The following is a 13,259-nucleotide window of genomic DNA, read 5'->3' on the forward strand; positions in this document are numbered from 1 at the left end:
TAACGAGTACATAGCAGCCATTGCTCGCAAAAAGGGCCTTGCCATTCGGCAAGGCCCTTCTCGTATGTGAGTGGCGACAACGGTATACAACACGCTACCAAGCGCTGCCCTAAGGCAGTGCCAGATATTAGCCTTTCAACTTGGCAGACATCGTGATATCGGCCTTGAGGACTTTAGATACTGGACAGTTGGCCTTGGCGGTTTCGGCGGCTTCCTGAAAAGCAGCGTCGTCGGCACCGCTCACGCTGGCTTCCACGTCCAGGTGAATGCTGGAGATATCAAAACCGGCATCGCTTTGCGACAGCGTGACTTTTGCCTGGGTATCGATGGCGTCGGCGGTGTAGCCTTTCTCACCAAGGATCATCGATAGGGCCATCGAGAAACAGCTGGCGTGTGCGGCGCCGATCAACTCTTCTGGGTTGGTGCCGGGCTCGCCTTCGAAACGCTGCTTGAAGGAGTAACCTGCATCCAGTACGCCGCTTTCCGTGGCGACTTTGCCTTGGCCATCTTTCAAACCACCTTCCCAATGTGCGCTTGCTTTACTATCCATTCTGTTCTCCTTTCCTAGGGTAGTGTGCTTCTCGCAGGATGAACGCAGGGTTACGTTCGGTGCTCATTCAGCGTAGCTGATTCTGAGCAGTGATTCTATGTGGCTGTCGAAACCTCTAAACCCCGACGATAAAACTGCTGGCGCTCACTGCGGACAATAAAAAGGATTCGCTGGCTTGGCTTACTGGCAAGCGCGGGCGCAACGGCGGCCTCGACGGTGACGTTTCTCGTCCCCGTTAGCGCCCTGCTGTGGGGCTATGTGCTGCTGGAGGAAACGCTGAGCCTACAGGTCATTGCTGGCATGGTGATTACCCTACTGGGCACTGCCATTGCCACGAAAATGCTACGCTTTAGGCCTAGCGGGGCGTTACGGAGACCACTTCCCCCACACGAATGACGCCACCTTCCCCCGCCGTCAACGTGGCGTTTTGGCCAAAGTGCGCGCCCTTCAAGTGGGGTTGGGTATTCAGTGCCAGCAGCGTTTTCAGTGGCTCGGCTTGAGTAGGAATCGTGCCGGTCTGCTGGTCGACGGTGGTGATTTTGCAGCGCTGGCAGGGTTTGCGCAGGGTGAGCTGATAGCTGCCGCTCTCGATCGTCGCCCAACCATCCTCTTGCCAAGCCTCGTCGCAATCCACCACGATATTGGGCCGAAACCGATTCATGGGCACCGGTGTATTGCCGCCCGCCACCAGCGCGTTGTTCAACGCATCCAGCGAACCGGTAGTAGTGATCAAAAAGGGATAACCATCGGCAAAGTAGGTGTGCGCCTCGCCACCGGCCAGAAAATCGTCCTCCACCGCCCGTGTAAAGGTAGTGGCGAAACGCACCAGACTCACACCCTTGGCCGGTTCACCCAATGCCGCCTCTAGCCACTCGGACACTGCCTCGCTCTCCGGCAGCGCTTTGCAGTGATCACTCCACACCGATACCAGCCGCAAGTTGCCCTTGGGCTCTTCCAGTGAAATGGAAATTGGCTCGACGGTGGGGTGAGAGAGCACCAGAGCATCGGAGGTCAACGCCACGGAGATCGTGGCCAGCGCAGGTAGCTGGCGCTGGGTGACAAAACGCTGCTGGGCATCCACCAGCATCCAACGGCGATCCCAAGCGAGGCCATGGGCATGGATCTCGCTTTGGGACACATCAATCCCCTGCAGGGATTTCACCGGATAAACCGTTAATTGGGTAATCTTCACAGCGGCCTCGCACGCTCGGGCGTAACAGGATAAAACGCTAACCTAACGAGGTTATCGTAAGCAGCCAAACAGTTTTTAGGATGGACGCTATAGCGTTTTACCCGCTTCGATACGATACCCCAAATCCACCACTTTCTGCTCCAGCGCTTCGCCACGGATCCGCGCCAGCAGGGCCTTTGCGGCGGCTTCGCCAATCGCCTTACGGGGCGTGACAACGCTGGCAAGGCGGGGCGTCATTGCCTGACCAACATCGTGGCCGTGAAACCCGGCAATCGCTATGTGTTCGGGCACACCGATGCCTTGGCGTAGACACTCGAAGTAAGCGCCCACGGCCACGTCGTCATTGGTACAAAAAATAGCGTCTGTTTCGGGGTAGTTACGCTGAATTTCCTGCATCAACGCAGCCCCCACGGTATAGGAGGAGCGCTGGCTACTCTGCAGCGTTACGGGGGGTAGCCCATGCTCTTCCATGGCTTGACGATAGCCCAGCTCACGCTGGCGGGTACGTTCATCCAAACGCACGGCCAAGTAGATAACTTGGCGGCGACCACGGCGCATCATCTCACTCACCATATCATAGGCGGCACGGACGTTATCGTAGCCCACTGCCTGCTGCAGCGGCGGGCGGTGGGTATCCATAATCTCCACAATGGGAATGCCAGCGGTTTCTAACATACGCAGGCTGCGCGGCGTGTGATCATGGTCAGAGAGAATCACCCCATCTACATTATACGACAGTAGCGAGGCAAGGCTGCGCTCCTCGAGCTCCTGACTATAGCCGTAGTGGGAGAGCATCAAGTGATAGCCTGCCGGTTCGGTATGGGCTTCGATCCCCACGATGACGTCGGCAAATACTTGGTTGGTCAACGAGGGGACCAGTACGCCTATCGAGTGACTGGTCGCGCGGGAGAGCAGATCCGGGGCGCGATTGGGTATATAACCAAGCTGCTCGGCGATGCCGAAGATGCGCTCTCGAAGCCCTTCCGATACCGTTTCCGGGTCGCGTAAACAGCGGCTAACGGTCATCTTGGTGGCACCAACGCGATCAGCAATATCTTGTAATGTAGGGCGTTTTTTCTTCAATGGCGTCGCTGCCTTGTACAATGGATGGCGCTCGAACCCTACCATAACGAATAGTAGAGCCCGCCGCCTATCCCTTCCTTTAGCCTAATGAGCGGCGCTGTTCGGGCACCAGCGTGGCGCTAAAACGCTCGACGATCACCGCCGGTGTTAGGCTGATGGAGAGCGTCACCGCCTCATCTGCTGCCGGTGGTTCTAGGTCGGCTAGCTGGCTGGCTAACATACTGTCGCCCTTAAAGAAGTGCCCGGCACGAGTTTCTAAGCGCTCGCGCAGCAGCCCATGCGTGCCTTCTAGGTAAAGAATACGCAGCGCGCTATCCCCCTCTCTCAGGCGGTCGCGGTAGCGCCGCTTCAGGCCAGAGCAGGCAATCACCACCGACTCACCCCGCGCCTTATACTCGGCAAATAGCCCAGCCAGGGTTGCTAGCCAGTCGCGACGGTCATCGTCGTTCAGCGGTGTACCGCTGGCCATCTTGGCTACGTTGGCTGGCGAGTGGTGGTCATCGCCATCAATAAAGGTGGCTTCCATACTGGCCGCTAGCTGCTGACCAATATGCGACTTCCCCGAACCTGACACCCCCATGACGAGAATGCGATATGAGCCGTTATGATTTGAATCAGTCGTCACACGCGGCTCCTATCAGTTACCGCGCACGGCGGTGAGGTCGGGCAACCAAGTCACGATGCTTGGGAAGGCGATGAGCAGCACCAGCACCACAAGCAGCGCGGCATAATAAGGCAACATGGCCTTGACCAAAGACTCCATGGAGACTTTACCCACGCCACAGCCCACGTAAAGACAGGTGCCCACCGGCGGCGTGAGTAGCCCAATCCCCAGAATGAAGGCCATAAGTACGCCAAAGTAAGCGGCATCCACGCCGACCGATGTGACGATAGGTGCCAGCATCGGCGCCATGATCACCATGGCCGGCGTGAGGTCCATTACAAAGCCCACCAGCAGCAACAGTGCCGCCACAATCAGCAGCAGAAGGAACGGCTCCTGGGTAATCGCCTGTACCTGACGTACCAACGTTTGCGGAACCATATTGATGGTCAAGAACCACGCAATAACGGTGGCAAAGGCCAACAGCATCATTACCATCCCGGTCAGCCTGGCGGTACGAATCAGCATGCCCATGAGTTCGCTGAGCTTGAACTCGCGGTAAACCAGCAGTGAAATCGCCAGCGAGTAAAGCAGTGCCGCGACCGCCGCTTCTGTGGCGGTGAACACGCCGCCAATAATACCGCCAATGACAATCACCGGTAACACCAGGGCCAGCCAGGCGTCTTTAAAGGCTTTCCACAGCACGTCCCAGCGGAACTGGCGCACGCCGCCTCCCTGCTTATTGGCCAGAATATAGGTGGTGACCATCAGGGCAGCGCCAATCAGTAGCCCAGGCACAATACCGGAAATGAACAGGCGGCTGATGGAGGTTTCAGTGACGATGCCGTACAGAATCAGCGGAATAGAAGGCGGAATAATAATCCCGATCACCGATGAGACCGTATTGATGGCCGTGGCGTTGGCCGCGGTATAGCCCTGCTGCTTCATGGAAGGAATCATCATGGAGCCAGTGGCCGCCGTATCGGCCACCGCCGAGCCACTAATGCCGCCAAAGAACATGGAGCCAGTAATCGCTACCTGGCCAAGGCCGCCACGCATAAAACCGACCAGCGCACCGGCAAGCTCCATCAAACGGCGTGCAATGCCGCCGTTACTCATTACTTCACCGACTAGAATAAAGAACGGAATGGCCAGCAGCGGAAAACTGTTCACCCCACGGATGGACTGCTCGATCATAATAGAGAGCGGAATATCAGAGAGTACCGCCATGACCAGCGCAGCCACCCCCAAACCAAACGCGATGGGCAAGCCGATCACAATCGATACTAATAAAATAGCTAGGAAAATCCACAGCATGGTGATCACTCCCCTTGCGATTCAGCCGACTGGCCGTGTGGTTGAACAATCACGCGCACGCTCATCCATACCCGCCACAGTGACACGGCGGCAATGAAGGCAACGCATAGCACGAGGGAAAGACTCACAAGGCTGAGCGGCACGCCCATGATGGCCGAGCGACCGCTGGAGCGTGACAGCACTTGATAGCCGCCAAATACCATGACCAACATCAGGCCAGTAATAATCAAGTGCTGCAGGCAGTAGAGCATATGCGCTAGACGTAGCGGCAAACGCCGCACCAGTGCGTCCACAGCAATATGCTCATAGCGAGCAAACGCAGCGGCCGCACCAATAAATACCAGCCAAATAAACAGCATGCGCGCCAGCTCATCGACCCAGGGCAGCGAGTGGTTAAATAGCGAACGGCCCACCACATTGCTGGACACCGCCACAATCAGCGCCACTAAAATGGCGCCGATCAAATACTCCATGCCAAGCGTTAACCAGCGAAACAGCGCGGGGCCTTGACGCGTTTCAGTATCAATTTCCAGCAGCTTGCGATTGGGGTCGTCTAAATAGACCGACGGATCTTCAATCGTAGGCGCTCTCAAAGAGGATTCAGCGTTGGGAGGTGTTGAGGAGGATGTCATAAGAACTCCAGGGGCACTGACAAGTCGGGCAGGCACAATGGCCTGCCCGATGGCGCGCTTAATGGTGCGTATTAGTTGCTAGCATCTTCAACGATCTGTTGAATTTCAGCGATCAGATCTTCGCCAATGCGCGGCGCCCACTCTTCATAAACGGGCTGCACGGCGTCTTGGAACGCGGCCAGTTGCTCATCGCTCAAGCGAGTGATCTGCATACCGCGGGCTTCTAACTGCTCACGGGACCAGTCGTCATACTCAGCAGAGAGTTGAATTTCGTACTCGGCGGATTGACGCGCGGCTTCCAGCACCAGCTCTTGGTACTCGGGTGCCATACGGTCCCAGGTACGCTCGGAAAGCATCATGATGAACGGTGTGTAGACGTGGCGGGTTTCGGTGCCGTAATCCTGAACTTCGTTGAAGTTAGAGGTCAGGATGGTGCTCCAGGGGTTTTCCTGGCCATCGACCACGCCCTGCTCTAGGGCAGAGAACAGCTCACCAAACGCCATCGGCGTGGGGTTAGCACCTAATGCTTCCCAAATCGCCAGGTGCACCGGGTTCTGCATGGTACGTACGCTCAAACCGCGAACATCCTGGCCTGCGACATCTTCTGGCGTTTCAACGGGGCGCGCGCTGTTAGAGAGCTGGCGGTAGCCGTTTTCAGAGAAAGTGAGCGCCTTTAAGCCAGTGCCTTCAAAGCCATCCAGCATTTCTTGAGCAACGTCACTCTGCATCACTGCAATGGCGGCTTCACGGCTGGGCAGCAGGAACGGTAGGTCGAACGCCGACAGCGCTTGCACATAGCCTGTGGTTGCGGAGCTAGATGGGTACGTCATATCCAGCGTGCCGGTCTGCAGCATTTCCATCATCTGAACATCGTCGCCCAACTGGCTGTTGGGGAACACGTTGACCGTGATACGGCCTTCGGTACGCTGCTCTAGAATCTCGCCAAAGTATTGGCTAGAGAGAAACTGCGGAGAGGTTTCAGAAAGGCCAATGCCCATGCGAAGCGTATGGCTACCGTGGTCCGCCACGACATCCCCTTCAATGGCCGGCGGGTCGGAAAGCTCGGGGCTTTGGGCATGCGCCATGCCAAAAGTAAGGGTGGTTGCACCAACTAAGGTAAGCGTGTTGCGCCAAATCGCTGTCATGACGTTATCTCCAAACATTCATTGTTGTTGAGTGCTGAACTGCTAATTGCTAAGCGGTTATGAACGCTGCCGTGCTATCGCGCCTGTTACGCCGTAGTGTTACCGGTAACATCCAATAAGCGAAGGCTAGTGACCATTCGGCTGGGTGTCAAAGCAAAACTGCCAACTTACGACCAACGTCTAGGGATAGCCACTCACCGCCTAGCGCGCTACATTACCCGATATGCATCCTGTCCTGGAGTCCACATGCCTGCGTTAGACACTTGCAGCGAACTAGAGCTAGACCATCAGCTCTGCTTCGCCCTCTATTCAACATCGTTGATGATGACAAAAGTTTATAAACCGCTTTTGAAAAAGTTAGGGCTTACTTACCCGCAATACCTAGTCATGCTGGTACTTTGGCAAGAAGATGGCATTACTGTAGGGACGCTCAGTAAGCGCTTACTGACAGACCCTGGCTCGCTGACTCCTCTCCTAAAGCGTTTAGAAGCCGACCAGCTATTGCGCCGCCAGCGTAGCGTGCAAGATGAGCGCGTGGTGGAGCTATTTCTGACCGATAAAGGCCGTTCCCTGCGCGAGCAGGCGCGTCATATTCCCAGTTGTATGGTGAATGCCAGCGAGAAGTCTATGGAGGCCTTAACGCAGTTGAAAGAGGATTTGGTTCAACTGCGCGATAGCCTGCAAAAAGCCAAGTAGTGCGACTCTCGTCCGTGGCACTACAAACTTTCTGATCATCTAGCTTGCGCACAAAATAAAGCCGCACTAAATTAATAGCGAATGCGTAATTAACCTGATGTACCAGTCACTATCCAACCATAACGACTGAGCCCCATAAACAGGAGAGACTCAATGTCGATTGAAACGATTGCTTACCGCGCACATGCTCATGCCACGGGTGGCCGTGAAGGTTACGTCCCCATAAAGTAGGGATAACTCAGTAAGCTAGGCTAGGCGATTGCACTGTTTTTTTCTTACCTGATGAACAGCGAGGCTATGATGACCGATACGACCTATACACCACCGAGCGTATGGAAATGGGAGCCGGGCAACGGCGGTAAGTTTGCAAACATCAATCGTCCGGTAGCGGGCGCCACCCATGATAAAGCGCTGCCGGTAGGCAAACATCCGCTACAGCTCTACTCCCTCGCCACGCCCAACGGTGTGAAAGTCACGGTAATGCTAGAAGAGCTGCTGGAAAAAGGTATTGAGGCAGCCGAGTACGATGCGCACCTGATTCAAATCGGCGAAGGCGACCAGTTTGGCAGCGGCTTCGTTGAGGCTAACCCTAACTCCAAGATCCCGGTGCTGGTGGATCACAGTATGAACCCGCCCCAACGGGTGTTTGAGTCAGGGGCTATTTTGCTCTATCTCGCCGAGAAATTCGGTGAATTTCTGCCTACAGACCCGGCCAAACGCACCGAGTGCCTCTCTTGGCTGTTCTGGCAAATGGGCAGCGCTCCCATACTGGGCGGCGGCTTTGGTCACTTCTACGCCTACGCGCCAGAGAAGCACCAGTACCCGATTGACCGCTACACCATGGAAGTCAAACGTCAGCTAGACGTACTGGATCGTCACTTGGCCGACAACCGCTTTATGGCAGGCGATGAGTACACCATTGCCGATATAGCGATTCACCCCTGGTACGGCGCGCTGGTGAAAAACCGCGTGTATGAGGCTGCTGAGTTCCTCGAGGCACACACCTACACCAACGTGCTGCGCTGGACCGAAGAGATTGATGCCCGCCCTGCGGTGCAGCGGGGCCGCATGGTGAACCGCACTTGGGGAGAGCCCAGCGAGCAGCTTCACGAGCGCCACGACGCCAGTGACTTTACTGAAAAAACCGAAGATAAGCGTTAATTCGCGTATTAGGAAAACGTACGATGTTCGATCCGAAATACGCCCAGCTGATATTTTCATGCCTGATGGCACTGTTTATGTCATGCATTATGTCGCTGGTGATCACGCTGTATAACGTGGGGCTTGTGGAAGGGATTGTAGTGATTTGGCTCAAGGCGTGGCTGTTTGCCTTTGCCGTCGCGCTGCCGGTGATCAACTTGGTCGCCCCAATCGTGCGGCGTTTGGTGAAGCCACTGGTCAAGCAGCCGCACTAACGCCGCTCACGCATTGAGTCCCATTAACCAAACGGGGCCTGCTCATCGCAGGCCCCGTTTGTTATATCATGATGCGTTAAAACTGATAGCGCACGTTGGCCGTAACGCTGCGACGGTCGCCGTAGCCACAGTCACCGCCGTCATAGCGGCACCAGGAGACATACTCTTCATCAGTGGCGTTTTTCAAGTCTACGGAGAAGTCCCACTCACCCAGGGTGTAACCCACCATCGCATCATACAGCGTGCTGGAAGGCACTACCGGCGCGCCGCCAGAGCCAACGTTGTCGCCGACATAACGAACGCCCGCCCCAATACGCCAGTTATTACCAACATACAGGCGGTTCCACCAGGAAGCCTGCTCTTCAGCCACATACGGCAAGCGAATACCGGTACCGTCGTTAGTGGCGTTCAAGTTGGTATACGCGACTTGGGTTTCAAACTGCTGCCAGCGCTTATTTACCTGTAGCTCCCAGCCATCGACCACGGCACCCACTTGCTCGACGCCGCCTGGAGTAACGCCGTCGCTAATGCGGTTTTGCTGAGTAATATCAAAGTAGGCCGCGCTCACGGCCAGGGATTGATCTGGAGATACGTACTTAAAGCCAATCTCCTCCTGGTCGCCGGTGGTGGGCTTCAAGGGGCTTGGGTTAGCTGTGCCGTCGTTACCCAGGTTCATGGCGAACGCTTCGGAGTAGCTGACATAGGGTGAGAAGCCGTTATCAAAGCGGTACATCAGCCCCAGCCGGCCGGTGGTCTCACCTTCATCACTGACCGTATCTGGGCCAGATAGCGCCAGCGTGCGGTTCTCTGCCCAGTCACGGCGCAGGCCCGCTGAGACGACCACAGGGCCTACTTCGATATGATCCGCCAGATACACGCCGACTTGTTCAATCTCATTATCCGGGCGGTCAGTGGGGTTCAGCGAATCCAGCTGAAGATTGCCATACTGAGGGTTATAGACGTTGAACTGCCCGCCACCACTGGCCACCGAACTATAGTTATCCTGAGACCAGCGAGCGTCCTGACGGTCAATACCCGCCACCAGCGTATGTTGGGTATTGCCGAGCGCAAACTCGCCTTCCAGGCGCGCATCCATATTGAGAATGCGTGTTTCGGCATCTGCAGTGAAGATGGTGCGGTTGACGTTACCCTCAGCATCGGGGACGCTGGGAATATCGATCCAGTGCTCGCGGGTTTCCGTGCTGGAATCGGTATAGCGGGCGGTGGCAGCAAACGCCCAGCTGTCGTTGAGCTGGTGATCGACAAACAGCGTTGTTTCGGTCTTTTCCCGGTCGTAGCGGTCCCAACCCGGCTCGCCAACAAATCGCTCAGAGCCAATAAAGCCTAATGAACCCGGCGCTAACGTGCCTGCCTGGGGAAGGAACTGCGCCGATACCTGGCCTTTGTTTTCCTGGCGGTTCAGTAGCAGCGTAATGTTGGTGGCGTCGCTTGGGCGCCATGTAAACGACGGTGCAAACAGATAGCCATCATCTTCCACATGATCCACCTGGGTGTCGCTGTCACGGGTTAACGCCACGAGGCGATAAAGAAACTCGCCCTCTTCATCGGCCGCCCCGGTCACGTCCAACGCCAGCTGCTTGCGGTCGTAGGAGCCGTACTGCGCCCAAACCTCACCGCTGCGCTCCTCTTGGGGTAGTTTAGAGACGCCGTTGATGATGCCGCCCAAATCAGCTTGGCCATACAGCATGGAAGATGGCCCGCGTAACACCTCCACACTCTCCAGCGCGTAGACGTTGGTGCGCACGGTGTTGTAGGAGCCATACACTTGGCGCAAACCATCCAAATAGCGGCCTGCATCTAGCCCGCGCACTTTAGCGCTGTCGCCACGAGTGTCGAATCCAAAGTTGCCCGCATACACGCCGGGGGTATACAGCAGCGCATCCTGAATGTTTTTGGCACCGCTATCCTGAATAAATTCTTGGTCAATCACTGACATGGAGTAGGGCTGCTCGGCCAGCGGCACATCCAACTTGCCTACAGACGGCTCACGCTCAGCATCGCTGTATCCGTAAAGACCCGCCGATTCAGCGGTGACTTCAACGGTTTCAAGATTGACGCTGCTCTCTTGTGCATAAACTACCGGCACAGCAGCAGCCGAGGCTAAGGCAACCGCGACGCTCAGCGTGCGCAGGCGAAAGGTAGGTACAGGTTTCATCGTGAAAGATCCCAGAGCGAATATTAATGTTAATGATAGTAATTTTTATTCGCGAAAATATAGGAGGCTATACAAAGGATGTCAACGGAGGCGAAAGGTGAGTTGAGTCGGACAGGAAGATGCGTTAATGCAAATATTTCTCAAAAAATAACTGCCTGCCGAAGGTCGGCAGGCAGTGCAAGGGGCTCTTCGCTTGCGAGGGGGCTGACATTACTGCAGGCGAGAGTTATTCAACGCGTAGTTCCACACCCGGTAAAAGTAGAAAATATAGCCAAGCCCCAGGGTCAGAAATGAGATCACCATCCACAGAATAATATGGCCAACATTGCTGAAGATATTGATATCGCAAACCATTTTCCGCTCTACGCCGGTTGCGTTATCCACCACGCTGGTGCGGTTGATCACGAAGCGAGCGAAGGAGTAAGGAAAGAAAAACAGCGCAATGCCAAAGGTAATAATGGTGAGCAACACCCAGATGAGCAGGTGGCCAATAATATCTAGAATCGAGAGGTCAGCTTTAATGTTCACAGGTCGCCCTTACGCGTTAAGAAAGGGGCGAAGATTACCACTGTGCTCGCTGCCCGTGAACGGCCAGCAGGTGAAGCCTGCGCTTTAAGGGCCGCCCACCCCTGCTAAGCTGGATTCACCTTTTCCTTCCCCGCGCTTTACCACACTTAGCGAACCGTCGGTTTCCAGCACCACCGCCTGAGCAGCCTCTAAACGTAAAAGCCCGCTGCTGCGTACGGCAGAACGCACTTCATCCTGCGTTACCCTCGCCTTCCTTAGCGACGCTTGCAATAACTCCCCGTCATACAGCAGCAGTATCGGTTCCCCCGTGACGAGCCGCTTTACCCAGCTGACACGCACGCTCAGCCACGTAATGATGAACTGCAGGGAAATCAACAGCCCTAGTGCCAGCGCACCCTCTGCCAACGCCACGTCTTTCGATAGCAGTACGGTGGCAAGCGTAGAACCCAAAGCCACGGTCACAATAAGATCAAAGGCGTTCATTTTGGATAGCGTGCGATTACCCGAGATACGTAAAAACACGATCAGCACCGTGTAGGCAAGTAACCCCACCACCAGGGTACGGGCCAAACTTTCCCAACCGCTAAAAAAGACCATTTCCATTGGCGCTCACCCCTGAGTGACGAAAGACAGATGCCTTCCACCACCCAAGGTAGCAACCATAGTGCCTGGGTGCGATGCTATCCGCTGGATTTAGGCTTCATCAAAAATTAAAATTGCTTGGTAAGCGTCAACGCACCAAATTTATCCTGTTCATCCTGGCCATCGAACTCGCGGGTGCGCTGCACGGCTGCGAAGGTTACCTGCCACTCTTCCCAAGCCAATGCCAGCCCGGTAGAAACATCAGCCACCCACTCGTTACGGTCTACTGAGTGACTATTTCTAAAGGTGTTGCCATCCAGCGTCAGGTTCTGTGCCATGTAATATCCCTCCACGTTTGCGAACAGGTACCACTGCCAGCCACTGCTGCCATTTAGCTGATGGCGGCTGCCAGGATTAGGCGTTAACGTAGGAATACCCTGGGCATCGTCGCCCCAACGAACGCTGTAACCAGCGCTGGCATAGGTATACAGGTTGCCAAGCGCCATCCCGACACCGGGGCCGTGGGAAAACTGTTTACTTGCCAGAGGCGTGTCATACCACCACTGGCGGCGCATGGTCAGGTTGACGATTGCCTCATCGCCCAATTGGTTTTGCCAACCGCGCGGCCGGTCACTATCGGTAACACGGTGAACCTCCCGCTGAATGCTATCCGCCTGGGAGGAAGGGCCTACCAAGCCAACATCCAAATGCAGGTCGGTGGCCTGCTGCCAACGGCCCATCGGCTTATCTTCATAAAGCGACACACCGCCATACACTAACCCCGCGTAAGGGCGGTCATCCTCAATCAGCTCGCGGCGCTCAATCACATTAGGCGTATAAATTTGATGCACTAGGCGGTAGGAGGCGCGATCAGCTTGACTGATGATACTATCCGGCAACGCAGCCGCTAAACGCTGGGGCCAGCTTTGTGGTTCGGGGGTAAACATCCAATTCAACTCGAAGCCACTGGTAAAGTGGCCATCATCACTGCTGGCAAGTCCATCGTTTGCATGCTTAATGGAAAGCGCACTATCGTCGGCGGACGCGATAGCGGGCAGCAGGCTGAACGGTAGTACAAACAGCAGCACGGCTTTACATAAAAAAGCTGCCGGGGCTTGGGTTTTGCGATAGTAAACAGACGGCGTCATAGCTCATTCCTAGAGTTGAGAGCTGGGCAGGTAGACAAAACATACTCGGGGGAGGGGCAAACATTGTTGATTGTATGTAATCATGCAAATAGATAGCAAGCTACTTTCTGTTATGCATGTCACACGCAATGCCTACCCACCCTGAGGTACTTCCTTGTTATAACGAACTGGCAACCAGTCCGTTATTTAACGCT

The 13,259-nt window shown here is 55.5% G+C and carries 15 protein-coding genes; 4 read left to right on the forward strand and 11 right to left on the reverse strand.

The window, feature by feature from the left end; genetic code table 11:
* Positions 1–127: 127 nt before the first annotated feature.
* Positions 128–550: an OsmC family protein gene (locus L1249_RS04885; protein ID WP_044627904.1), complete on the reverse strand. Its 423-nt coding sequence runs from the start codon at positions 548–550 to the stop codon at positions 128–130.
* Positions 551–733: 183 nt separating this feature from the next.
* On the opposite strand from L1249_RS04885, the gene L1249_RS04890 reads away from it, so the two are divergent.
* Complete coding sequence (locus L1249_RS04890; RefSeq protein ID WP_228168536.1) at positions 734–946, forward strand: EamA family transporter; 213 nt, start codon at positions 734–736, stop codon at positions 944–946.
* Here L1249_RS04890 and L1249_RS04895 read toward each other — a convergent pair.
* The 6 genes from L1249_RS04895 to L1249_RS04920 form a co-directional block, all read right to left on the reverse strand.
* Entirely contained in the window at positions 906–1,742 is an 837-nt protein-coding gene (locus L1249_RS04895; RefSeq protein ID WP_062359328.1) for an MOSC domain-containing protein, read from the reverse strand. The two genes, L1249_RS04890 and L1249_RS04895, sit on opposite strands and share 41 nt — an antisense overlap.
* 87 nt (positions 1,743–1,829) lie before the next feature.
* Positions 1,830–2,825, reverse strand: coding sequence for a gluconate operon transcriptional repressor GntR (gntR, locus tag L1249_RS04900; RefSeq protein WP_062359352.1), 996 nt, complete (start codon positions 2,823–2,825; stop codon positions 1,830–1,832).
* A 79-nt stretch (positions 2,826–2,904) separates the two neighbouring features.
* A complete protein-coding gene (locus tag L1249_RS04905) occupies positions 2,905–3,405 on the reverse strand; it encodes a gluconokinase (RefSeq protein ID WP_062359353.1) in 501 nt (166 codons plus the stop codon).
* Positions 3,406–3,462: 57 nt separating this feature from the next.
* Complete coding sequence (locus tag L1249_RS04910) at positions 3,463–4,743, reverse strand: TRAP transporter large permease (RefSeq protein WP_044627905.1); 1,281 nt, start codon at positions 4,741–4,743, stop codon at positions 3,463–3,465.
* A 5-nt stretch (positions 4,744–4,748) separates the two neighbouring features.
* Positions 4,749–5,375: a TRAP transporter small permease gene (locus L1249_RS04915; RefSeq protein ID WP_172416004.1), complete on the reverse strand. Its 627-nt coding sequence runs from the start codon at positions 5,373–5,375 to the stop codon at positions 4,749–4,751.
* 71 nt (positions 5,376–5,446) lie between these two features.
* Positions 5,447–6,520, reverse strand: a complete 1,074-nt coding sequence (locus L1249_RS04920) for a TRAP transporter substrate-binding protein (protein ID WP_044627907.1) — start codon at positions 6,518–6,520, stop codon at positions 5,447–5,449.
* A 246-nt stretch (positions 6,521–6,766) separates the two neighbouring features.
* On the opposite strand from L1249_RS04920, the gene L1249_RS04925 reads away from it, so the two are divergent.
* From L1249_RS04925 to L1249_RS04935, 3 genes are all read left to right on the forward strand, one after another.
* Entirely contained in the window at positions 6,767–7,216 is a 450-nt protein-coding gene (locus L1249_RS04925; protein WP_044627908.1) for a MarR family winged helix-turn-helix transcriptional regulator, read from the forward strand.
* Positions 7,217–7,516: 300 nt separating this feature from the next.
* A complete protein-coding gene (yghU, locus tag L1249_RS04930; protein WP_044627952.1) occupies positions 7,517–8,377 on the forward strand; it encodes a glutathione-dependent disulfide-bond oxidoreductase in 861 nt (286 codons plus the stop codon).
* A 23-nt stretch (positions 8,378–8,400) separates the two neighbouring features.
* Positions 8,401–8,631, forward strand: a complete 231-nt coding sequence (locus tag L1249_RS04935; protein ID WP_044627909.1) for a DUF2798 domain-containing protein — start codon at positions 8,401–8,403, stop codon at positions 8,629–8,631.
* A gap of 76 nt (positions 8,632–8,707) precedes the next feature.
* Here the strand turns inward: L1249_RS04935 and L1249_RS04940 are convergent, their stop codons facing one another.
* From L1249_RS04940 to L1249_RS04955, 4 genes are all read right to left on the reverse strand, one after another.
* Positions 8,708–10,807 (reverse strand): TonB-dependent siderophore receptor, encoded by a 2,100-nt coding sequence (locus L1249_RS04940; protein WP_137093225.1) that lies wholly within the window; start codon positions 10,805–10,807, stop codon positions 8,708–8,710.
* 210 nt (positions 10,808–11,017) lie between these two features.
* On the reverse strand, positions 11,018–11,335 hold the full coding sequence (locus L1249_RS04945) for a DUF6693 family protein (RefSeq protein WP_044627911.1): 318 nt from the start codon (positions 11,333–11,335) through the stop codon (positions 11,018–11,020).
* A gap of 84 nt (positions 11,336–11,419) precedes the next feature.
* On the reverse strand, positions 11,420–11,938 hold the full coding sequence (locus L1249_RS04950) for a DUF421 domain-containing protein (protein ID WP_062359331.1): 519 nt from the start codon (positions 11,936–11,938) through the stop codon (positions 11,420–11,422).
* A 107-nt stretch (positions 11,939–12,045) separates the two neighbouring features.
* On the reverse strand, positions 12,046–13,065 hold the full coding sequence (locus tag L1249_RS04955; RefSeq protein WP_137093227.1) for a lipid A deacylase LpxR family protein: 1,020 nt from the start codon (positions 13,063–13,065) through the stop codon (positions 12,046–12,048).
* Between the last annotated feature and the right edge of the window lie 194 nt (positions 13,066–13,259).

Source organism: Halomonas sp. Cn5-12 (assembly GCF_021532545.1).
Lineage (GTDB): Bacteria > Pseudomonadota > Gammaproteobacteria > Pseudomonadales > Halomonadaceae > Vreelandella > Vreelandella aquamarina.